The sequence below is a fragment of the Spirabiliibacterium pneumoniae genome, assembly GCF_014884995.1.
Taxonomy (GTDB): domain Bacteria; phylum Pseudomonadota; class Gammaproteobacteria; order Enterobacterales; family Pasteurellaceae; genus Spirabiliibacterium; species Spirabiliibacterium pneumoniae.
Genome location: NZ_JABMII010000015.1, coordinates 1 through 22,618, shown reverse-complemented (window position 1 = coordinate 22,618; position 22,618 = coordinate 1). Strand labels below are relative to the sequence as shown.

Annotated in this window: 23 protein-coding genes; 17 read left to right on the top strand and 6 right to left on the bottom strand. The window is 46.0% G+C overall.

Going from position 1 to position 22,618, the window contains the following annotated elements; translation table 11 throughout:
- The first annotated feature begins 5 nt into the window (after positions 1 to 5).
- The 7 genes from secY to rplQ all read left to right on the top strand — a co-directional run bounded on the left by secY (position 6) and on the right by rplQ (position 4,471).
- The gene (gene secY / locus HPC38_RS09170; protein ID WP_208120989.1) at positions 6 to 1,331 is read left to right on the top strand and encodes a preprotein translocase subunit SecY; all 1,326 of its coding nucleotides are present in this window, start codon (positions 6 to 8) and stop codon (positions 1,329 to 1,331) included.
- A 29-nt stretch (positions 1,332 to 1,360) separates the two neighbouring features.
- Positions 1,361 to 1,474, top strand: coding sequence for a 50S ribosomal protein L36 (rpmJ, locus tag HPC38_RS09165; RefSeq protein WP_208120988.1), 114 nt, complete (start codon positions 1,361 to 1,363; stop codon positions 1,472 to 1,474).
- A 139-nt stretch (positions 1,475 to 1,613) separates the two neighbouring features.
- Positions 1,614 to 1,970 (top strand): 30S ribosomal protein S13, encoded by a 357-nt coding sequence (gene rpsM / locus HPC38_RS09160; RefSeq protein WP_208118488.1) that lies wholly within the window; start codon positions 1,614 to 1,616, stop codon positions 1,968 to 1,970.
- Between the two features lie 15 nt (positions 1,971 to 1,985).
- Positions 1,986 to 2,375, top strand: coding sequence for a 30S ribosomal protein S11 (rpsK, locus tag HPC38_RS09155; RefSeq protein ID WP_208118487.1), 390 nt, complete (start codon positions 1,986 to 1,988; stop codon positions 2,373 to 2,375).
- Positions 2,376 to 2,405: 30 nt separating this feature from the next.
- A complete protein-coding gene (gene rpsD / locus HPC38_RS09150) occupies positions 2,406 to 3,026 on the top strand; it encodes a 30S ribosomal protein S4 (RefSeq protein WP_208118486.1) in 621 nt (206 codons plus the stop codon).
- Between the two features lie 28 nt (positions 3,027 to 3,054).
- Positions 3,055 to 4,044: a DNA-directed RNA polymerase subunit alpha gene (locus HPC38_RS09145; RefSeq protein ID WP_208120987.1), complete on the top strand. Its 990-nt coding sequence runs from the start codon at positions 3,055 to 3,057 to the stop codon at positions 4,042 to 4,044.
- A gap of 40 nt (positions 4,045 to 4,084) precedes the next feature.
- The gene (gene rplQ, locus HPC38_RS09140; RefSeq protein ID WP_208120986.1) at positions 4,085 to 4,471 is read left to right on the top strand and encodes a 50S ribosomal protein L17; all 387 of its coding nucleotides are present in this window, start codon (positions 4,085 to 4,087) and stop codon (positions 4,469 to 4,471) included.
- Positions 4,472 to 4,540: 69 nt separating this feature from the next.
- On the opposite strand, the gene metK is transcribed toward rplQ, so the two are convergent.
- Positions 4,541 to 5,692 carry a methionine adenosyltransferase gene (gene metK, locus HPC38_RS09135; RefSeq protein ID WP_208120985.1) on the bottom strand — a complete coding sequence of 384 codons (1,152 nt, stop codon included), beginning with the start codon at positions 5,690 to 5,692 and terminating at the stop codon, positions 4,541 to 4,543.
- 216 nt (positions 5,693 to 5,908) lie between these two features.
- Here metK and speA point away from each other — a divergent pair, with 216 nt between their 5' ends.
- The 6 genes from speA (at position 5,909) to serA (ending at position 12,513) form a co-directional block, all read left to right on the top strand.
- On the top strand, positions 5,909 to 7,837 hold the full coding sequence (gene speA, locus HPC38_RS09130) for a biosynthetic arginine decarboxylase (RefSeq protein WP_235977716.1): 1,929 nt from the start codon (positions 5,909 to 5,911) through the stop codon (positions 7,835 to 7,837).
- Positions 7,837 to 8,760, top strand: a complete 924-nt coding sequence (gene speB / locus HPC38_RS09125; RefSeq protein WP_208120983.1) for an agmatinase — start codon at positions 7,837 to 7,839, stop codon at positions 8,758 to 8,760. Before speA ends, speB begins: the two co-directional genes overlap by 1 nt.
- The gene (locus tag HPC38_RS09120; RefSeq protein ID WP_208121035.1) at positions 8,760 to 9,359 is read left to right on the top strand and encodes an XTP/dITP diphosphatase; all 600 of its coding nucleotides are present in this window, start codon (positions 8,760 to 8,762) and stop codon (positions 9,357 to 9,359) included. The genes speB and HPC38_RS09120 overlap by 1 nt, the downstream gene beginning before the upstream one ends.
- Before the next feature lie 25 nt (positions 9,360 to 9,384).
- A complete protein-coding gene (gene hemW / locus HPC38_RS09115) occupies positions 9,385 to 10,518 on the top strand; it encodes a radical SAM family heme chaperone HemW (protein WP_208120982.1) in 1,134 nt (377 codons plus the stop codon).
- A gap of 90 nt (positions 10,519 to 10,608) precedes the next feature.
- Positions 10,609 to 11,271, top strand: coding sequence for a ribose-5-phosphate isomerase RpiA (gene rpiA, locus HPC38_RS09110; protein ID WP_208120981.1), 663 nt, complete (start codon positions 10,609 to 10,611; stop codon positions 11,269 to 11,271).
- Positions 11,272 to 11,280: 9 nt separating this feature from the next.
- Positions 11,281 to 12,513 carry a phosphoglycerate dehydrogenase gene (gene serA, locus HPC38_RS09105; RefSeq protein WP_208120980.1) on the top strand — a complete coding sequence of 411 codons (1,233 nt, stop codon included), beginning with the start codon at positions 11,281 to 11,283 and terminating at the stop codon, positions 12,511 to 12,513.
- Positions 12,514 to 12,566: 53 nt separating this feature from the next.
- Here the strand turns inward: serA and nrdG are convergent, their stop codons facing one another.
- The 5 genes from nrdG to trmB form a co-directional block, all read right to left on the bottom strand.
- On the bottom strand, positions 12,567 to 13,034 hold the full coding sequence (gene nrdG, locus HPC38_RS09100) for an anaerobic ribonucleoside-triphosphate reductase-activating protein (RefSeq protein WP_208120979.1): 468 nt from the start codon (positions 13,032 to 13,034) through the stop codon (positions 12,567 to 12,569).
- A gap of 9 nt (positions 13,035 to 13,043) precedes the next feature.
- A complete protein-coding gene (gene nrdD / locus HPC38_RS09095) occupies positions 13,044 to 15,164 on the bottom strand; it encodes an anaerobic ribonucleoside-triphosphate reductase (RefSeq protein WP_208120978.1) in 2,121 nt (706 codons plus the stop codon).
- A gap of 213 nt (positions 15,165 to 15,377) precedes the next feature.
- Positions 15,378 to 15,929, bottom strand: a complete 552-nt coding sequence (locus HPC38_RS09090; RefSeq protein ID WP_208120977.1) for a YggT family protein — start codon at positions 15,927 to 15,929, stop codon at positions 15,378 to 15,380.
- Between the two features lie 74 nt (positions 15,930 to 16,003).
- A complete protein-coding gene (locus HPC38_RS09085; protein WP_208120976.1) occupies positions 16,004 to 16,342 on the bottom strand; it encodes a YggL family protein in 339 nt (112 codons plus the stop codon).
- 2 nt (positions 16,343 to 16,344) lie between these two features.
- Complete coding sequence (gene trmB, locus HPC38_RS09080; RefSeq protein WP_208120975.1) at positions 16,345 to 17,109, bottom strand: tRNA (guanosine(46)-N7)-methyltransferase TrmB; 765 nt, start codon at positions 17,107 to 17,109, stop codon at positions 16,345 to 16,347.
- Positions 17,110 to 17,304: 195 nt separating this feature from the next.
- Between trmB and HPC38_RS09075 the strand changes: the two genes are divergently transcribed.
- From HPC38_RS09075 to HPC38_RS09060, 4 genes are read left to right on the top strand one after another with little or no spacing between them, the layout of a single operon-like run.
- Positions 17,305 to 18,555 carry a TolC family protein gene (locus HPC38_RS09075; RefSeq protein WP_208120974.1) on the top strand — a complete coding sequence of 417 codons (1,251 nt, stop codon included), beginning with the start codon at positions 17,305 to 17,307 and terminating at the stop codon, positions 18,553 to 18,555.
- Positions 18,556 to 18,563: 8 nt separating this feature from the next.
- A complete protein-coding gene (locus tag HPC38_RS09070) occupies positions 18,564 to 20,750 on the top strand; it encodes a type I secretion system permease/ATPase (protein ID WP_208120973.1) in 2,187 nt (728 codons plus the stop codon).
- Between the two features lie 22 nt (positions 20,751 to 20,772).
- Positions 20,773 to 22,008 carry an HlyD family efflux transporter periplasmic adaptor subunit gene (locus HPC38_RS09065; protein WP_208121034.1) on the top strand — a complete coding sequence of 412 codons (1,236 nt, stop codon included), beginning with the start codon at positions 20,773 to 20,775 and terminating at the stop codon, positions 22,006 to 22,008.
- The gene (locus HPC38_RS09060; protein ID WP_328805260.1) at positions 21,957 to 22,430 is read left to right on the top strand and encodes a M10 family metallopeptidase C-terminal domain-containing protein; all 474 of its coding nucleotides are present in this window, start codon (positions 21,957 to 21,959) and stop codon (positions 22,428 to 22,430) included. The genes HPC38_RS09065 and HPC38_RS09060 overlap by 52 nt, the downstream gene beginning before the upstream one ends.
- Positions 22,431 to 22,618 lie beyond the last annotated feature (188 nt).

The following is a 22,618-nucleotide window of genomic DNA, read 5'->3' as shown; positions in this document are numbered from 1 at the left end:
AGTCAATGGCAAAGCAACCAGGTTATCAAGCAAGAAGTACCCAAGGTGGTACAGGTGAACTCAAAAGAAGATTATGGTTCCTTCTCGGGGCTTTGATCGTATTTCGCATTGGTTCATTTATTCCGGTTCCTGGTATTGATGCAGCCGTATTAGCTCAATTGATCAATCAACAACAAGGTACCATCATTGATATGTTCAACATGTTCTCTGGTGGTGCTTTGAGCCGAGCATCAGTATTTGCGCTCGGTATTATGCCGTACATTTCGGCATCAATCATTATCCAGTTGCTTACAGCTGTTCATCCAGCGTTAGCAGAACTTAAAAAAGAAGGCGAGTCTGGCCGTCGGAAAATCAGCAAATACACTCGTTATTCAACGTTGGTATTAGCGACGATTCAAGCGATCGGTATTTCAACAGGCCTGCCTAATATGATCCCAGGTCTTGTACCGAACTTAGGGATTGGATTCTATGTTACTGCAGTAGTGAGCCTTGTAACAGGAACCATGTTCTTAATGTGGCTAGGTGAGCAAATCACCGAGCGTGGTATTGGAAATGGTATCTCTTTGATAATTTTTGCAGGTATCGTTGCGGGCTTGCCTGCTGCTATTGGACATACCATTGAGCAAGCACGTCAAGGTCAGATGAATGTACTGGTGTTGTTGTTGATTGCGGTTGTTGTATTTGCAGTAACCTATTTCGTTGTTTTTGTAGAACGTGGACAAAGAAGAATTGTAGTTAATTATGCTAAGCGCCAACAAGGGCGTCACATGTTAGCTGCGCAAAGTTCGCATCTGCCACTGAAAGTAAATATGGCTGGGGTTATCCCTGCGATCTTCGCTTCCAGTATTATTCTATTCCCAGCCACGCTTACACAGTGGTTTGGACATGGAACCAATATTGAGTGGTTGTCGAATTTGTCATTATTATTGCGTCCAGGTGAGCCACTATATTTAGTGCTCTATGCTATCGCAATTATTTTCTTTAGCTTTTTCTACACTGCAATGCAATACAACCCAAGAGATACTGCGGACAATCTGAAAAGATCAGGTGCATTTATTCCGGGGATTCGTCCGGGTGAACAAACAGCACGCTATATTGATAAAATTATGACTCGCCTAACCTTAATTGGTGCGTTATATATCACCTTTGTTTGTTTAGTGCCTTATATCATGACTTCCGCATGGAATGTACAATTCTATTTCGGTGGTACTTCACTACTTATCGTGGTAGTTGTAATTATGGATTTCATCGCTCAGGTTCAAAGTCATTTAATGTCGACACAATATGAATCTGCGCTGAAGAAAGCAAATCTTAAAGGTTATGGGCAGTAATTGCTCATCTAAGAGATAAGGGAAAAGCAATGAAAGTTCGTGCTTCCGTAAAAAAATTGTGTCGTAACTGCAAAATTATCAAACGTAACGGTATTGTTCGTGTGATCTGCAGTGAACCAAGACACAAACAACGTCAAGGTTAATATTTTATTTTCCTTGCAAAATGAGAGCTGAGCGTTTATACTGCTCAGCTCATTTCGACCTGATATGCTGTTTGAGTATCCTGAAACGGGCTTTTCAAGATCAGCATATCAATTAACTTTTATACAATAGGAGTGCATAGTGGCCCGTATTGCAGGCATTAACATTCCTGATCATAAACACGCTGTAATTGCATTAACATCCATTTACGGCATCGGTAAAACTCGTGCTAAAGCGATTTGCGCAGCAGCGAGTATTGCTGAAGATGTTAAGATCAAGGAACTGTCTGAAGAGCAGATTGATAAACTGCGTGACGAAGTTGGTAAATTTACCGTTGAAGGTGATTTGCGTCGTGAAGTAACCTTAAACATCAAGCGTCTTTTAGACTTAGGATGTTATCGTGGTTTACGTCATCGTCGTAGTTTGCCAGTACATGGTCAACGTACTAAGACTAACGCGCGTACCCGTAAGGGTCCTCGTAAGCCGATCAAGAAATAGTCGGGGTAAATGATAATGGCTAAAACACCAATTCGTACACGTAAACGTGTAAAAAAACAAGTCGTTGATGGCGTGGCGCATATTCACGCATCTTTCAATAACACAATCGTTACCATTACAGATCGTCAAGGCAACGCGCTCGCTTGGGCAACAGCAGGTGGCTCTGGTTTCCGTGGTTCACGTAAATCAACTCCGTTTGCCGCACAAGTTGCTGCAGAACGTTGTGCCGAAATGGTTAAAGAATTCGGTCTGAAAAATTTGGAAGTTATGGTAAAAGGACCAGGTCCTGGTCGTGAGTCTACAATTCGTGCGTTGAATGCTGCGGGTTTCCGCATCACCAACATCACTGACGTGACTCCGATTCCTCATAACGGTTGTCGTCCACCGAAAAAACGTCGCGTTTAATCGCCGTTTAAGGATTGTTGGAGAAAGAAAATGGCAAGATATTTGGGTCCTAAGCTCAAGCTTAGCCGTCGTGAAGGTACTGATTTATTCCTTAAATCAGGTGTCCGCGCGATTGAGTCAAAATGTAAACTTGATACCGCACCAGGTCAACACGGCGCCCGTCGTGGACGTCTGTCTGACTATGGTACGCAATTACGTGAAAAACAAAAAGTTCGCCGTATGTATGGCATCTTAGAACGTCAATTCCGTAATTACTACAAAGAAGCAAACCGTCTGAAAGGTAATACTGGTGAAAACCTTTTAACATTACTTGAAGGCCGTTTAGATAATGTTGTTTATCGTATGGGATTTGCTGCAACACGTGCTGAAGCACGTCAGCTAGTAAGCCACAAAGCAATCGTGGTTAATGGTCGTGTGGTTAACATTCCATCATTCCAAGTTTCTGTTGAAGATGTCATTAGTGTACGTGAAAAAGCGAAAAAACAAGCACGTATCAAAGCATCATTAGAATTAGCAGAGCAAAGAGAAAAACCAACATGGTTAGAAGTTGATGCTGCTAAAATGGAAGGCGTATATAAACGTATTCCAGAACGTACTGATTTATCAGCAGACATTAACGAACATCTGATCGTTGAGCTTTATTCTAAATAATAGAGCTTGAGAGCAAAGAGAGGATAAAATGCAGGGTTCTGTGACAGACTTTTTAAAGCCACATTTAGTTGACATCGAGCAAATTAGCCCGACGCATGCTAAAGTGACCTTAGAACCGTTAGAACGTGGTTTTGGCCACACATTGGGTAATGCTCTACGTCGAATTTTACTTTCATCTATGCCAGGTTGTGGTGTAACTGAAGTTGAAATCGATGGTGTTTTACACGAATACAGCAGTAAAGAAGGCGTGCAAGAAGACATCCTTGAAGTGCTTCTAAACCTCAAAGGACTAGCGGTTAAAGTGCAGAATAAAGATGAAGTTTTTCTGACACTGAGCAAATCTGGAATCGGACCTGTTGTTGCTGGTGACATCACCCATGATGGCGATGTTGAGATCGTAAATCCTGATCATGTTATTTGTCATTTAACAGATGCAAATGCGTCTATTAATATGCGTATTCGTGTGCAACGTGGGCGCGGTTATGTGCCAGCTTCTGCGCGCAAACATAATCAAGAAGAAGACCGTCCAATCGGACGTTTATTAGTTGATGCGTGCTACAGCCCAGTAGATCGTATTGCTTATAACGTTGAAGCTGCTCGTGTTGAACAGCGCACTGACTTAGATAAGTTAGTGATCGAGATGGAAACTAACGGGACTATCGATCCAGAAGAGGCTATCCGTCGCGCTGCTACAATTCTTGCAGAGCAACTTGATGCATTCGTTGATTTGCGTGATATTCGTCAGCCTGAAGTTAAAGAAGAAAAACCAGAGTTTGATCCTATTCTTCTACGTCCAGTGGACGATTTAGAGTTGACAGTTCGTTCTGCTAACTGTTTGAAAGCAGAAACAATTCACTATATCGGCGATTTAGTCCAACGTACTGAAGTTGAGCTATTAAAAACACCTAATCTTGGTAAGAAATCTCTTACAGAGATCAAAGACGTGTTAGCACAACGTGGGCTATCTCTCGGTATGCGCCTTGAAAATTGGCCGCCAGCAAGTATTGCTGAAGACTAATTTTGGTATTGGTTAAGACTTTTCGAAAGAAGGATAACGTATGCGCCATCGTAAGAGTGGTCGTCAACTAAACCGTAACAGCAGTCATCGCCAAGCGATGTTCCGTAATATGGCAGGTTCATTAGTTCGTCATGAAATTATCAAGACAACTTTACCTAAAGCTAAAGAATTACGTCGTGTAGTTGAGCCGTTAATTACTTTAGCGAAAGCAGACAGCGTTGCAAATCGCCGTTTAGCTTTTGCTCGTACTCGTGACAACGAAATCGTTGCGAAATTATTTAATGAATTAGGTCCACGTTTTGCAAACCGTGCAGGTGGTTACACCCGCATCTTAAAATGTGGTTTCCGTGCAGGTGACAATGCGCCAATGGCTTACATTGAGCTGGTTGACCGCCCAGAAGTTGCTGAAGAAGCCGCTGCGGAATAATTCAACTTTATGTGAAAAAGCCCACTTCGGTGGGCTTTTTTATTGAGAGGTTGGACCGCACTTTTGTTTTTATAAGCCTGCTGCGTTGCGTAATTCCTCAGCGCGATCAGTTTTTTCCCATGGGAATTGTTCACGACCGAAGTGCCCGTAAGTGGCGGTTTCGCGGTAGATTGGTTGAATCAAATCTAACATTTTAATCAAGCCGTATGGGCGTAGATCGAAAAACTCACGCACTAATTTCACGAGTAAGTCTTCACTCACTTTCGCTGTGCCGAAGGTTTGCACCATAATTGAGGTGGGCTCTGCCACGCCGATGGCGTAAGACAGCTGGATTTCACAGCGATCAGCAAGCCCTGCCGCTACAATATTTTTTGCCACATAACGTGCGGCATAAGCAGCTGAGCGGTCAACTTTGGATGGGTCTTTGCCCGAGAAGGCGCCGCCACCGTGGCGAGCCGCACCGCCGTAGGTATCCACAATGATTTTACGCCCAGTCAAGCCACAATCTCCCATCGGGCCGCCGATCACAAAACGCCCAGTTGGGTTGATAAAATATTTTGTTTTATCCGACAACCATTGGCTTGGCAAAATGGGTTTGATGATGGTTTCCATCACGCCTTCATAAATATCGGCTTGGCTAACGTCTTCTGCGTGTTGGGTGGAGAGCACCACTGCATCGATGCCTTTGATTTTATTGTCTTCATACAAAAATGTAATTTGGCTTTTTGCATCAGGGCGCAGGAATGGCAATGTCCCATTTTTGCGCACTTTTTCTTGCTGCTCCATCAAGCGATGTGCGTAGGTGATTGGCGCAGGCATCAGCACGTCGGTTTCATTCGTGGCATAGCCAAACATAATGCCTTGGTCGCCAGCACCTTGATCGAGTGGATCGGCGCGGTCAACGCCTTGATTGATGTCGGAAGACTGTTTACCAATGCCGTTAAGCACAGCGCATGAATGCCCGTCAAAGCCCATAGCGGATGAAGTGTACCCAATGTCGCAAATCACTTGGCGGGCGATGTGTTCAATATCCACCCACGCAGAGGTGGTGATTTCGCCACCGACCAGCGCCATGCCAGTTTTAACGTAGGTTTCACAGGCGACGCGCGCTTTTGGATCTTGCTTGATGATGGCATCAAGTACCGCATCAGAGATTTGATCGGCAATTTTGTCTGGGTGCCCAGCCGAAACGGATTCAGAAGTAAATAAGTAGTTTGACATAGTGTTTCCTTTTGGGTGTAACCGCACTTTCGCTTTTCATACTGCTGGGCTACACGAATACATTGAATTTAGATAGATAAACATCTAGACGGCTATAATAGCAACTTTTATTGCGAATGACACGCTTTTTTATGCAAAAGTGCGGTCATTTTGGCTATACTAGAACACGTTTTTATGCTGTAGAAGCAACCTTGAATGCATGGGAGAATGCTAAAGATGGCAACAGTTGAAGAAAGAAAGCTGACCTTTGAACACAATAACGACTTAGTACGGGATGTGTATAATATTGATTATTGGGGAATTGGTTATTTTGGCGTGAACGACGACGGTGAGATGTATGTCTGTCCAAATCCGCAGCAAAGTGAAAAGCGGGTGGCTTTCACGCAGCTGATTGCCAAAGCACAGGCCGAAAAAGGCAGCACCTTGCCAACGCTGTTTTGCTTCCCACAGATTTTACAACACCGTTTACGTTCCATTAATGATGCCTTTAAAAGTGCGCGTGAGAATTTTGGCTATCAAGGTGATTACTTTTTAGTGTATCCGATCAAGGTTAATCAACATCGCCGCGTGATTGAATCGCTTATCAACTCCAAGCAAACCTTGGGGTTAGAGGCGGGGTCGAAAGCTGAATTGATGGCAGTGCTGGCGCACGCGGGTGCTACGCGAACTGTGATTGTGTGCAACGGTTACAAAGATCGTGAATACATTCGTTATGCCTTAATGGGGGAAAAATTAGGGCATAAAGTTTATTTGGTGATTGAGAAAATCTCGGAAATTCAACTGGTGCTTGAAGAAGCGAGAAAGCTGAACGTTAAGCCTCGCTTAGGCGTGCGCGCGCGCTTGGTGTCGCAAGGCAAAGGCAAATGGCAATCTTCTGGTGGTGATAAATCCAAATTCGGGCTTTCCGCCACGCAGGTGCTGCATTTAGTTGAAATCTTAAAGCAGCACGAGCAACTTGACAGCCTACAATTGTTACATTTCCACCTTGGCTCTCAGTTGGGCAATATTCGTGATGTGGCAACGGGCGTGCATGAGAGTGCGCGTTTTTATGTGGAGTTGCACAAACTGGGTGTCAACATCAATTGCTTTGATGTCGGTGGCGGCTTAGGGGTTGATTATGAAGGCAACCGCACACAATCGGAATATTCCGTCAATTATAGCTTGTCAGAATACGCCGAAACCGTCGTTTGGGGCATCGGTCAGGCGTGTGAAGAGCACGGCTTGCCACACCCAACGATTATTACGGAATCGGGTCGTGGCGTGACGGCACACCACGCTGTGCTAATTTCTAATGTGATTGGGGTGGAGCGTTTTAAAGATCAGATTCTTTCGCCGCCAGCGGAAGATGCACCGCGCGTGCTGCACAGCATGTGGGAAACGTGGTGCGATGTTTTTGAATCCCGTGAGAAACGTTCTTTGCGCAGTTGGGTGCATGAAAGCCAATTTGATTTAAGCGATGTGCATAACCAATATAATGTGGGCGTGCTTAATCTTGAACAGCGTGCTTGGGCTGAGCAACTTTATCTCAATATTTGTCATGAAATTGGCAATATGTTTGATGAAAAACACCGCTTCCACCGCGGCGTGATTGACGAACTGCAAGAGCGCTTTGCCGACAAATTGTATGTCAATTTTTCATTATTTCAATCCCTGCCAGATGCGTGGGGGATTGACCAACTGTTCCCTGTTTGTCCATTAACTAATCTTAATCAGCCAACCGAACGGCGTGCATTGGTGCTGGACATCACTTGCGATAGTGATGGCATGATAAAACGCTACATTGATGGTGATGGTATTACTAATACCATGCCGTTGCCGTATTACGAAGAAGATGAGCCACCGTTGTTGGGCTTTTTTATGGTGGGGGCATATCAAGAAATTTTGGGCAATATGCATAACTTATTTGGCGATACCAGCACGATTGACGTATTGCTTGATGAGAATGGTGAGGTGATTATCACGGAGTTTGATGAAGGCAATACAGTGGCTGATATGCTTGAGTATGTGCATCTTAATCCACAAAAATTGATCAATGATTACCGAGAGCAAATTGAGCAGTCGAATTTATCTGCGGCTGAAGGCTTGAAGTTTTTACAAGAATTAGAAAGTGGCTTAAATGGCTACACCTACTTAGAGGAAGAGTAATGAATACCTTAAACCACGCTGAAGATATTTCCTTGGTGTCTAACAATTTTGGCTTTTTGCGCCTGCCATTAAATTTTACGCCTTATCAAGGCAATGCTGATTGGGTCATCACGGGTGTGCCGTTTGACCAAGCCACATCAGGCCGTGCAGGCACGCGCTCAGGTGCGGAGGCCATCCGCCGTGCGTCGGTGAATCTGGCATGGGAACATTGTCGTTTTCCGTGGGATTTTGATGTGCGTGAACGCTTGAAAATCGAAGACTGCGGCGATTTAGTTTACGCCTTTGGCGATAATGCCGATTTTGTGCAAAAGCTCGAACAACACGCTAGCCAACTCTTAAAGTGCGGTAAAAAATGCTTAACCTTTGGTGGCGATCATTTCATCACCTTGCCACTGCTGCGCGCGCATGCCAAGCATTTCGGTAAATTGGCGCTGTTGCATTTTGATGCGCACACCGACACCTACGACAACGGCAGTGATTACGACCACGGCACGATGTTTTACCACGCACCGAAAGAAGGGTTGATTGATGCTGCACGCTCGATTCAAATTGGCATTCGTACCGAGTACGACCGCACTTTGCCGTTCACCGTGCTGGATGCGCCAACGGCGAATGATATGAGCGCAGCTGACATTGTAGCAAAAATCAAACACACCGTGGGCGATATGCCCGTTTATCTCACGTTTGATATCGACTGCCTTGACCCAGCCTACGCTCCTGGCACGGGCACGCCAGTGATTGGTGGCATGACGCCAGATAAAATCCTGAAAATTTTGCGTCAATTGCAAGGGGTGAACATCGTCGGCATGGACATTGTCGAGGTTTCGCCAGCCTTTGATCAATCGCAAATCACCGCCTTGGCGGGGGCGACACTGGCGCTGGAAATGCTCTATTTGCAAGGCAGCCAAAAGGAGAACGCATGATCAAGCAAAAAGTGGTGCTCGCAACAGGCAATGCGGGCAAGGTGCGCGAAATGGCCAGTGTGATTGGGGAACTGGGCTTTGAGGTGCTCTCGCAAAGGGCACTTGGGATCGAAAGTGCGGTTGAAGACGGATTAACCTTCGTGGAGAATGCCTTAAAAAAAGCGCGCCATGCCGCCGCACAAAGTGGCTTGCCTGCTATTGCTGATGACTCTGGCTTGGTGGTTCGTGCCCTTAATGGCGCGCCAGGGTTGTATTCCGCGCGCTATGCAGGGGAGAACGCCAGTGATGCTGACAACTGCGCCAAACTGTTGCTCGAGATGAACGCCATTCCTCACGCTGAGCGGCAAGCTAAATTTGTCAGCGTGATCGTGTTTTTGCGCCACGCCAACGACCCAAGCCCGATCATTGCTCAAGGCGAATGCGTGGGCGAAATAGCACAGCTTGCACAAGGTGAAAATGGCTTTGGCTATGATCCGCTGTTTTTCTATCCGCCGAAAAACCGCACTTTTGCCCAATTATCACTGGACGAGAAACAGCGCATATCGCACCGTGGGCAAGCGTTAGCGAGTTTAAAAGCGCAGCTGGAGCATACACTGTGAGTGACCATTTACACAGGGGGCGTTTGTGCAGCTGCCACCGCTGAGTTTGTATGTGCATATCCCGTGGTGTGTGCAAAAATGTCCATATTGTGATTTTAATTCTCACGCGCAGCGCGGCGTCATCCCTGAGCAAGAATACATCACGCATTTGTTGCGTGATCTTGATGCCGACTTGCGCTATGTGCAAAACCGCACTTTGCACTCTATTTTTATTGGCGGCGGCACGCCGAGCTTGTTTTCCGCTGATAGCATTGCGTTGCTGCTTTCGCGTATTCGAGAAAAAGTCCCCTTTGCACCGAACATTGAAATCACCCTTGAAGCCAACCCAGGCACCGCGGAGTCAGAGCGTTTTAAAGGCTACGCGCACGCAGGTGTTACTCGCCTTTCGATGGGCATTCAAAGTTTTGATGATGACAAACTGCGCCACCTTGGGCGCATTCATAATAGCCAAGAGGCAAAAGCCGCCGTTGACATGGCGAAGGCAAGCGGTGTACACAGTTTCAATTTGGATTTAATGCACGGCTTGCCGAACCAAACACCTGCGCAGGCACTTGATGACTTGCGCCAAGCGATCGCCCTTGCGCCACCGCACTTGTCGTGGTATCAACTCACCATTGAGCCAAACACGCAGTTTGCTTCTCGTCCGCCAATTTTGCCCGATGACGACGACTTATGGGCGATTTTTGAGCAAGGCAACCAGTTGCTCACCAAGTATGGCTATCAGCAATACGAAACCTCGGCCTATGCTAAACCGCACTTTCAATGTCAGCACAATCTCAATTATTGGCGTTTTGGTGATTATTTAGGAATTGGTTGTGGCGCGCACGGCAAGGTGAGCTTTCCCGCAGGCGACATCATTCGTTACAGCAAAACCAAGCACCCGAAAGGCTACTTACAGGGCAACTATCTCTACCAGCAAAGTGCGGTCGAGGCAAGCGAGCGCGCGTTTGAGTTTTTTATGAATCGCTTTCGCCTGTTAGAACCGTGCCCGAAACACGAATTTGAGCAATTTACGGGGCTTGATTGCGCGCAAGTGGCAGGCGTGCTGGCGCAGGCGGCAGACAAGGGCTGGGTGAATATCACCCCCCACGCTTGGCAACTCAGCACGCAGGGAGCATTGTTTTTAAACGAAGTATTGCAACTGTTTTTGCCAGAATGATGAAAATTTTAGCATTTAAATGTTAATCTAATTTGATTGAACAATCCCGCAAACAAGGTAAGATAATCTCATTCCATTAAGGAGCGCAAAATGAACCAACAGGAAATGAAAATACAGGCAGCTAAGGCTGCGATTGAATTTGTACCCAACGGTGGCATTGTGGGGGTGGGCAGTGGCTCGACGGTAAATTGTTTTATTGATGAACTGGGCAAAATCGCACACAAAATTCAAGGGGCGGTGGCGGCCTCTAAGGTGTCAGAAGAACGTTTGCGCACCTTAGGCATTGAGGTTTTTGATGCTAACCAAGTTTCAGGTTTGGATGTGTATATTGACGGCGCGGATGAAATTAATCCGCAAAAAATGATGATTAAAGGCGGTGGTGCGGCACTCACCCGTGAAAAAATTGTCGCCGCACTAGCCAAGCGTTTTGTCTGCATTGTGGATCAAAGCAAGCAAGTAGATGTGCTTGGCTCAACCTTCCCGCTGCCGGTTGAGGTCATCCCGATGGCGCGCTCTTATGTGGCACGCCAATTAGTGGCACTGGGAGGCGCACCAGAATATCGTGAAGGCGTGGTCACGGACAACGGCAACGTGATTTTGGATGTGCATAATTTTAAAATTATGCAGCCAATGGAGATGGAAAAAACATTAAATAACCTCGCAGGGGTGGTCACCAATGGCATTTTTGCGCTGCGTGGCGCAGATGTAGTGATTGTTGGCACCCCAAATGGAGCAAAAGTCATTATAGACTAAGGAAAAATCATGAGCGCGAAAGTTTCTCTGGAGAAAGATAAAATTAAGTTTTTGTTGCTAGAGGGGGTACATCAAAGTGCGGTTGACTGCTTGCATGCGGCGGGCTATACCAACATTGAATATCACAAAAAAGCCCTTGATGATGCGGATTTGATAGAAGCGATTAAAGATGCGCATTTTGTGGGCATTCGCTCGCGCACTCATTTAACTGCTGAGGTGCTTGCACAGGCGAAAAAATTGATTGCGATAGGCTGCTTTTGTATTGGCACCAACCAAGTGGATTTAAAAGCAGCAAAAGCGCGTGGCATTCCTGTGTTCAATGCACCGTTTTCTAATACTCGCTCGGTGGCGGAGCTGGTGCTCGGTGAAATCTTGCTGCTGATGCGCAATGTGCCGAAAGCGAATGCGGAAGTTCACCGTGGTGTATGGAATAAGTCTGCCGCAGGTTGTCATGAAGTGCGCGGTAAAAAGCTTGGCATCATTGGTTATGGGCATATTGGTTCGCAGTTGAGCGTGTTGGCAGAATCGGTCGGCATGCAAGTATTCTTCTATGATATTGAAAATAAATTACCGCTCGGGAATGCGCAGCAAATGGGCAGCCTGACCGCACTTTTAAATCATTGTGACGTTATCTCACTGCATGTGCCTGAAAACGATAGCACCAAAAATTTGATTGACGCACAGCGTCTAAGCGAAATGAAATCAGGTGCCATTTTGGTGAATGCCGCTCGCGGCACTGTAGTGGACATTGAGGCGTTAACCCAAGCGCTGGAAAGCCAGCAGCTTTTTGGCGCGGCAATTGATGTATTCCCAACGGAACCAGCCTCCATTAATGAGGTGTTTGAATCGTCGTTGCGCGCGTTTGATAATGTAATTTTAACGCCGCACATTGGTGGCTCCACCTCGGAGGCACAAGAGAATATCGGCGCTGAGGTGGCCAATAAATTGGTGAAATATTCCGATAATGGCTCAACCCTTTCTGCCGTGAATTTCCCTGAAGTGTCGTTGCCAACGCACAACCAAGCAAAACGGTTAATGCACATTCACCACAATCGCCCAGGCGTGTTGAACAAAATCAACCAAATTTTCACGCAGGCGAATGTGAATATTGCCTCACAATATTTGCAAACTGATCCTGCAATTGGTTATGTGGTGATTGACGTGGAAACGGACAACAGCCGCGATATTTTGCAGCAGTTGCGCACCATTGAGGGCACAATTAAAGCCCGTGTGTTGTTTTAATGTGACAAACCCGCCTCTCGGCGGGTTTGTGATTCACCACCCGTAAGCAAAAATCACACCTTCAAATAATAAATCACCTGATTGCGGGAGCCGCGCCAGCGCAAAGTGCGGTCGGCTTGCGCCTGCTCAAACTTGCCGTCGATTAACACATCGACATAATCCACCAAGGCGCGCTGCTCAGGAGAGAATTCAGCAAAGCGATAGCCCGTCCACAGCCAAATGTCTTTCTCAGGGCAAAGTGCTTTGACCTTGCGGACAAAAGGCAAAAGTGCGGTCACGTTGCGCGGATGCAGCGGGTCGCCACCACTGAGCGACAGCCCTTGGCGGCGAATGCGGGTGTCATTGAGATCATCGATAATGCGCTGCTCCATCGCCTCATCAAAGGGCAACCCTGCGTCAAAGCGCCAGCTGGCTTGATTGTAACAGCCACGGCAGGCGTGGGTGCAGCCTGCCACAAACAAAGTGCAACGGGTGCCTTCGCCATTAACCACATCCACGGGATAGTATTGTAAATAATTCATCGCAGCACGTTATAAATGTTTCACCCGACGTTTAACTTCCTCTTGCTTGCCCGCATTGAATGGTCGAGCGTCGGGGCTGCCGAGATAGCCGCATACGCGACGTGTGACCGACACGCTGTTGGCGTCGTGATTACCGCAGCTTGGGCAAACAAAACCTTTGCTGGTGCAGTTAAATTCACCTTTAAAGCCGCATTTGTAGCACTCATCAATCGGTGTGTTGGTACCGTAATACGGCACACGGCTGTAGCTGTAATCCCACACATCTTCCAGCGCTTTGAGGTTGTGCTGCATATTGGGGTATTCGCCGTAACAAATAAAGCCACCGTTAGCTAGCGCAGGGTAGGGCATTTCAAAGTCGATCTTGTCGTACGGATTGACCTTTTTTTCTACATCGAGATGGAAACTATTGGTGTAGTAGCCCTTATCGGTGACGCCTGCAATAGTGCCAAATTGTTGCGAATCCAGGCGGCAAAAGCGGTGGCAGAGGTTTTCGCTCGGGGTAGAATAGAGACTAAAGGCATAACCTGTTTCCGCCTTCCAAGCATCCACTGCACAGCGCAGATGGGTAACAATCGCAATGCCTTTGGCGCGTAATGTGGTGTCGTCATAGATATGGCCACCGTAAAGTGCGGTGATAGTTTCAAAAATACCAATGTAACCCAGTGAAATAGAGGCTCGTCCGCGCTTGAAAATGTCCGCCACATTATCGTCGGCAGCCAAACGTACGCCACAGGCACCTTCCATATACAAAATTGGTGCCACACGCGCTTTGGTGTTGGCCAGCCGTGCAATGCGCGTGAGCAGCGCTTTTTTGGCGATGGTAAGCCGCTCGTCTAACAGTTGGTAAAACCGCACTTCATCTTTTTGTGCCTCAATGGCAATGCGCGGCAAGTTGAGGCTGACCACGCCAAGATTGTTGCGCCCGTCATGTTGCTCGCCGTGCTCATCTTCAAATTTGCCTAAAAAGCTGCGACAGCCCATTGGCGCTTTGAACGAGCCTGTCACTTCCACCACTTTGTCATAATTTAAAATATCGGGATACATCCGCTCAGCGCTGCATTTGAGGGCTAGCTGTTTGATGTCGTAATTGGGGTCATTGCGCTCAAGATTGACACCTTTTTTCAAGGTGAACACGAGTTTCGGGAACACCGCCGTTTTGTGATTTTTGCCTAAGCCGACGATACGGTTTTCTAAAATCGCACGTTGGATCAGCTTCGCCTGCCAACTTAGCCCCAAGCCAAAGCCAAAGGTGACAAATGGCGTTTGCCCGTTGGCGGTGTGCAGGGTGTTGACCTCATATTCCAAAGACTGAAACGCGTCGAAGCACTCTTTTTCGGTGCGTGCGCGGGCATATTCCTGCGCGCGAGCAATTTGCCATTCTTGGGCAACCGCCAAATGTTTGTCATAACTTTTTTGCACATAGGGTGCAAGCACTTCGTCAATGCGGTTAATCGTGGTACCGCCATAAATATGACTGGCAACTTGGGCAATAATTTGTGCGGTTACTGCGGTGGCGGTGGCAATTGATTTGGGGGTGTCGATGTCGGCATTGCCCATTTTAAAGCCGTGTTCAAGCATGCCTTTAAGGTCAACGAGCATACAGTTAAACATTGGGAAAAACGGTGCATAGTCTAAGTCGTGATAGTGAATTTCGCCACGCTCATGTGCTTGCACCACATCGGCAGGCAGCAAGTAGTGCTTAGCGTAATGTTTCGCCACAATACCCGCGAGCAAATCGCGCTGGGTGGGGATAACTTTGGCGTCTTTATTGGCATTTTCATTGAGAATATCAAGATTATTCTGCGCCACCAGCCCTTCAATTTCTTGGGTGAGTTGGCTGCGTTTTTCGCGCGCGATGTCTCGGTCATGGCGGTATTCAATATAGGCGCGCGCCACGTCTGGATTGCTGCGCATAAGCTGGGTTTCTACCAGCGTTTGAATTTGCGCGATGTCGATGTGATCAACGTGGTGAGCATAGATATGATCAACCACCACCGCACTTTGCGTAATTGCAAAGGTATTATCATTAAGCCCTACGGCCTGTGCCGCTTTGTCAATAGCGCAAAGAATGCGTTCTTGTGCGAACGGAACAATGGCACCGTCGCGTTTGATTACCGCCAGTGTTTTCATATCGCTTCCTTATGTAGGATGTGTGTGGATTACTATATATTGTGCTAATGTTAATTTAAAACACAATATATATGATTTTTGATGTAAATCAAATAAAAATAATTCTCAACTTTAAGAGGTTGACTTGACCGCACTTTGGTGCTTCTTAAAGTGCGGTCAATAAAAAACCTCACACGAAGGTGAGGTTTGTTTTTTCAGATCAGGGTAAATAGATTAGGCATAAAACCACAGTGCGCCAAAAATATCGAGCAGTAAATTGTTGGCTAAAATCAACCCAAAGGCGAGCACCATCGGGGCGAAATCAATCATGCCCGTGCGCGGTAAAATGCGGCGGATTGGCGACAGCAGTGGCTCACTGATTTGATAAAGGACGTAATCCAACGGGTGTTGCCCGCGCGAAAACCAACTCATCACAGCGCGGATAAAAATCGCCCAGAAAATGATCTTGCCAAAGGTTTTTAGCAATGAAAATGCGGCGATAATCAGCAGGCTACTCCATGGCAGAGTTGTGTCCGATAATGAATTTAAACTGGCATAAAGCACCACGTTCAAGGCAAATGCCAGCACAATCGCTGCAATATCCACATTTCGTCGGGTTGGGATCACTTTCCGCAGTGGTGATAGCACAGGTTGTGTGAGTTTTACGACGGTTTGTGACAGAGGATTGTAAAAATCCACGCGGCAAAACTGAAACCATGCTCGCAGCAATAATACGATGGTATAAAGGCCAATTATGGTTTGTAACAAAAAAGGGAGCGTGTTCATAATGTTCCTTACATTGAATAAAAAGTGCGGTCGAACCGCACTTTATATATCAGGGTGAATGGCAAAAATTCAAGTTACGCGGTTGGATAGTCCCACCAAATATCGAACAATTCAGTCACTTCAATGTTTTGCAGTTTGTTGTCTTCTAGCCATTTTTTGACCAGTTCACGCTGGCTATCGTCACATTGGCCGAGTTTTTCTAAGCACACCAAACCTTCCCAGTTGAGATAGCCGCTGCCTTCGTAGGCGAGGCCATTAGGGCGAATCACTTCCGCGATGAAGCGATCAAGTGTGGCGTCAATGTCTTCAACAGGGGTGTTTTCAGCGAATTGCCAGCGCACCACGAAGCCAAGTTCTTTAAACTCGCCTAAGTGCATTTTTTTACGTTGTCTGCGGTTGCGTTTGATAGCCATAATTATGTCCTTTTGTCTGTTTTAATAAAATAGAGATCCCAAACTCCATGCCCGAGTTTTTGCCCGCGCTGTTCAAATTTCGTCAGCGGGCGAAAATCAGGGCGTTCAAAATACCCGCCGCCTGCGGCACGGTTGGCAAGCGCTGGCGTGGCACTGAGCACCTCAAGCATTTGTTCGGCGTAATTCTCCCAGTCTGTTGCCATGTGGATAAAGCCACCGCACTTGAGTTTTTGCACCACTAAATCGACAAACTCACGCTGAACAATACGACGCTTGTGGTGCTTGGCTTTATGCCATGGGTCTGGGAAGAACAGTTGCAAACCCTGCAGGCTCGCATCTGGGATACAATCGGTTAATACTTCTACTGCATCGTGACAGATTACGCGCAAATTGTCCACCTTTTGATCCACTGCATTAGCAATGCACGCGCCTACCCCTGGTGTGTGAACCTCAATGCCGAGATAATTGATGTCGGGATTTTGTTTCGCCATCTGCACTAGCGAATGCCCCATGCCAAAGCCGATTTCCAGCACCACAGGGTTACCATTGCCAAAAAGTGCGGTTAGATCATACGGTGTGGTTTGATAGTCCACTCCAAAGTCGCTCCAGTGCGTGTTCATGGCATTTTGTTGATGTTGACTTAAGCGGCCTGTGCGCAATACAAAGCTGCGGATTTTGCGCTTAAAGCGCCCATCAGCGGTAAATTCAGGGGTGGTTACGTCTTTACGTTTGCTTTGGGCAAAGTGGGTTGTTTTCTCGTTGGTCATAGCTTTTCCTTAATATTTGCCTGCATTATGCAAATCTAGTGACAGATTACAACTTTTTTTACATCATCCTCAGTCGGCTTAATACTAAATTGTAAATTCATATCGATTTATGTAGGCGAAAAATAATCTCATGCTATAATTGATCGAATTTTTATGATGATATTTTAACCCCATTTCTAAATGAGTATCACAATCATGGCTAATCATTTTATTACCAAGCGTCGTGCACTATTGGCAACGTGCATGTTGTGTTTGGCGTCGTTTGCGCATGCGAATGAATTACAAACCATTGTGCAAAAAGCGCTCCAAAAAGATCCGCGCATTCTTGAGGCCAAAGCGGATGTAAAAACGGCAGAGAATCGTACAGAACAAGCTGTATCAGAGCATTATCCTAAATTATCTGTGTTTGGCCGCCAAACCGTGCAGCAGCATCATCGCTATGAAAGCAACAGTTCATCGACGTTTAATCCTGGTGTTGAAGCCTCGGTGAATTTGTACTCCTTCGGTGCGATTGAAAAACGTGTGAAGCAGGCTAAGGCCAATGAGCAGGCTACGCTGCATAAGTTTGATGTTGCGCAGGAACAGCTAGCGTTCTCTATGATTGAAATTTATTTGCAAGCACTCAAAGCAAAGGAAACTTTAAGTGTTCTGAAACAAAGTTCAGCACGTATTGACAGCACTTTAAACGAAATTGATGTTATCGCCGATAATGATGTCGGGCGTCGCTCTGAATATGTGCAAGCGCAGGCGCGTAAATATGCTATCGCACAACAGATGAACAGTGTCGATCGTGAATTAAAAAGTGCCATTGGTAAACTCAAACGTTATACAGGCCACAATTTAAGCGTGGCAAAAATCACGGATCCATTTAACAAACTCACCGCACAGGTGCTCAAAACGCGTTTCACGCGAGACAAAACGTTGCATCCGTCCTATTTGGCGAGCAAGGAAGAGATTAACTCCACCCTTGCTGAGCTAGAAGCTCAAAAAGCAGCGCGTTTTCCAAAAGTGGATTTGGTTGGTCAGGCAACTAAAGATGATCAACTGGTGTATTTGAATGTGTCGGTGGATCTTTACAATCGTCAAAATAGCTATGCGGTGCAGGAAAATGCCAGTCGCTTAAGTGCGGTTGAAACACGTTTGGATCAACTGGTGCAAGATCTTGATGAGCGCAAAGAGTTGTCGCTGATCAACCTTGAGCAATATAAAACACACATCTCAACCTTAACCCGTCAGGTGAACACGCAAAAAGAGGTGATTGAGTTTTATAAAATGCAATTCTCCATTGCCAAACGCACCTTGCTTGAGCTACTTAACGCCGAAAATGAGCTGTTGTCAGCTCAGTTGAGCAAAGTGAACTCGGAATATGAATTACGCCACTCGATCTTGGATTATTTAGCCTCTCAAGGCACGTTGACCCAGTGGGCGGGTGTTAGTCAAAAATAAAAGGTATTATGAAACAGATTATTGAAAACCTTGCGTTAGCAACGCAGCTGTTAGGCGCGCCGTTATCAGTGGCGACACTGGCGGCGCATACGGTGAAAAAAACAGGCAATAGCCTTGATTTTTCATCATTATGTGAATTCTTACGCAGTGAAGGCTACGACAACAGCCTTTCTGAGCGTGCGCTTAGCGACATTCCCTCATTGGCGATGCCTGTCATTTTGATTTTGCGCAATGAGGAGGCGGCCGTTGTCACTCAAGTGCGGGTCGATGAAGAAGGCGAGCGACTTTATCGCATTGCCGAGCCAGGTGATGTGCAAGTGGAAGTAAGTGAGCGCCAACTGCAGGAAAAATATATCGGCTACTGTTGGTTTATTAAGCCGAAATTGGCGCAAGATCTGCGCTCAGAACTGCCAGAATACACGTTGCCGAAATCGTGGTTCTTCCGTATTATTTGGCGTTTTAAAAAATACTACTATCAAGTCATTCTTGCCACGTTTTTGATTAATACTCTTGCGCTGGTCAGTTCACTTTATGTGATGAATGTGTATGACCGCGTGATTCCAAACCAAGCGTATGAAACCTTATGGGTTCTGAGCATTGGGGTATTTTTAGCGATTTTCTTTGAGTTTTTGGCGAAAACCTTGCGTGGGCATTTAACCGATATTGCTGGCAAAAAGGCGGATTTAATTATCTCCGCGATGCTTTTCCGCCGCGTAATGTCTTTACGCTTACAAGACCGCCCTGTCTCCGCAGGATCTTATGCGAACAATTTGCGTGATTTTGAATCTGTGCGCGAGTTTTTGACCAGTGCCAGTTTACTCACGTTGGTAGATTTGCCGTTTTTGGTGTTGTTTATCACCGTCATTGGCTTAATTGGTGGTAAGTTAGCCTTAGTGCCGGGAATTTTGATCCCGATTGTGATCTGTATTGGTATTTTTGCGCAGTTCCCTCTGTCTAAAGCGATCAACGAATCTATGCGAGAGTCTTCACAACGTCAAGGCTTAGCTGTTGAAGCAATCGAAGGCATTGAAACCTTAAAAAATAACAACGCAGCACTATGGGCACAAAAACGTTGGGATCATTTTACGGCTAAGAGCTCATTTTCATCAATTAAAGTGAAAGACATCAGTAACTTAGTGATCAATGCTATTACAGGATTGCAACAACTTAATACCGTCATTTTGGTGGTAGTTGGAACCTATCTCATTCACAGTGAAGACCCTGCCTCGCGTATTACTATGGGGGCGTTGATTGCGTCAGTGATCCTCTCTGGGCGTGCGCTGGCACCATTGGGACAAATTGCCAGTTTAGCGATTCGTTTTCAACAGGCGTGGACCGCACTTAAAGGGGTAGATGGCATTGTTCAACGCCCGATTGAAAAATCGACTGAGCGTGAATACATCAGCTTGCGCCAAGTGCAAGGGAATATCAGCTTTAAAAACGTCAGTTTTCAGTATCAACAAGATGATGCGCCAGCCTTGAGTGGTTTGAATCTTAATGTGCGCGCAGGCGAAAAAGTGGCGATTTTAGGGAAAATTGGCAGTGGTAAGTCAACCGCACTTAAGTTGGCGGTGAACTTATATCAGCCAAGCCAGGGTACTGTTACGCTGGATAATATCAACACCCAGCAAATCGATCCTTACTTTTTACGCAATCAAGTGTTGCTATTGGAGCAAAATCCGCGTCTGTTCTTAGGCACATTGCGTGAAAACCTCGATATTGCTCGCACAGATAACTTTGCCAGTGATCAAACGTTGCTATATGCTTTGCAACGTTTTGGATTATTGGATTTAATTCAAAGTCATCCGCGTGGTTTAGATATGCCGTTGGGTGAAAATGGTCTCGGGCTTTCAGGCGGACAGCGTCAGGCGGTAGCATTAGCGCGGATGATGTTAAAAAATCCGAAAGTGGCATTGCTTGATGAGCCGACTACAGGACTAGATCAATACAATGAAACTGTCGCACTAGGTGCAATAGCCCAATGGGCGCGTAATAAAACGTTAATTGTGGTCACCCACCGCCCACAAGTGCTGCGCATTGTCGACCGTGTGATTGTGATGGAAAATGGTCAAGTGACGATGGACGGGCCACGCGATGCCGTGTTACAGCGTCTAAATGAACAAAATAGCAAGCCGACTGCGAAAGCAGTGAGTGAAAAAGTGCCAACGGATATAGAGGATGACAACCGTGCGTAATAAAAGCACGGTTGCAAACAATATGAAAGAGAAAAAGCAACAACAAGAGAATATCAACAGTCATGATTTGCACCTGCTGACGGACTTACACGCGGCAATGCAGCATGAAAAGCACACCAAAATTTTTGCTATGCTGTGGTTGTTAGCAGCTTTTTTGGTGGTGTTTATCACATGGTCGTATTTTAGCAAATTGGAAGAAGTTACTCGCGGGCAGGGCAGCATTATTCCAAGCAGTCGCGAGCAAATTATTCAAAGCTTAGATCCTGGTATTTTAAGTGAAATGCTCGTCAAAGAAGGGGATCAAGTGGAAAAAGGGCAAGTGTTGTTGAAAATGGACGACACGCGGAGTTCAGCGGTGTTGCGTGAAACGCAAGCAAAAGTGGATAACCTTGAGGCAATTACGTTGCGCCTTAAAGCCGAGATTTCAGGGGATAAATTGACTTTTCCTGACAACATCCCTGATGAGATTAAAAAGCGTGAAATGGGCGTTTATCAAGCTAAAAAAGATGCGCTTCGTGAGTCGATTAAAAGTTTGCGAGAAAGCAAGCGCTTACTGGATTCTGAAATCAACATCACTGCACCTATGGTGAAAAAGGGTGCTGTTTCACAGGTAGAATTGTTGCGTATGAAACGCTCGTCAAATGAAATGCAGTTGCAAATCTCTGAGCGTGAACATAAATACATCACCGATGCAAACGCAGAGCTGGCTAAGATGCAAGGCGAGCTTGACCAAGCGCGTGAAAATCTAGCCATGCGAGCCGACCCCGTTGAGCGTTCTTTGATTCGTGCGCCCCTGAAAGGGATCATTAAAAATATCAAGGTGAATACTATCGGTGGGGTAATCTCAGCTGGGCAAGATATTATGGAAATCGTTCCGATTGAAGAAAGCCTATTAGTGGAAGCGTATATTAATCCGAAAGATGTGGCTTATATTCATCCAGGAATGTCGGCAGTGGTGAAACTCAGCGCGTATGACTATGCTATTTATGGTGGACTGGAGGGTAAAGTCATTTTGCTTAGTCCAGGTACATTGCAAGATAAGCGTCAGGCCGATGAACTTAAGCTTAACCCAAACAATTCATTCTATCGTGTATTGGTGGAAACCAAAGGTAGCACGTTGACTGATAAAAATGGTAAAGTGTTGCCAGTGTTGCCTGGCATGGTTGCGACAGTGGATATCAAAACAGGGGAGAAAAGTGTTTTCCAATATTTGATAAAACCTATCACGAGAATGAAACAGGCTTTACAAGAAAGATAATTTATCAACTCTACAGGGAGGAACTGCTTGATGGTCGAGCAACGGGTGGCAATGACACCTTAAATGGTGGCGCGGGCGATGACATCTTGTTCGGCGGTGCTGGCAATGACACCCTAAGCGGTGGCGAAGGCGCGGATAAATTCGTGTTCTTAGTCAATAGCAATAGCGGAAAAGATACCATTACAGACTTTAAAGCAGGCGAAGACAAGATTGTGCTCTCAGGCTTTGATATTGATGTTAAGGATAGCAAAGCTGTTGCGCAAGCTGTTAAAGACCACAATATGGAATGGGATAATCAATCTCATACTTTAAGCTTTGATAACGGCGGTACTCATCAATATAAGAGCACTATTACCGTGTCAGGAGCCATTGCAGATGACCTCACCCAATTCTTACAACAACACGTTGAAATTATTGGTTAATTACCCCGAATGAGTTATAAAGCCCACGTTTTTGTGGGCTTTTTTATTGTTAAATGTAAATTTAGTGATTTTTTATGTTATTTTATTTGACAAATAACAATCTGAATATAAAATGTGCAGGAAATTGGGTTTGAGGATATGCTCGATAGACTCAATTCTTATAAATAAGATAATCAATCTCTAGGGAT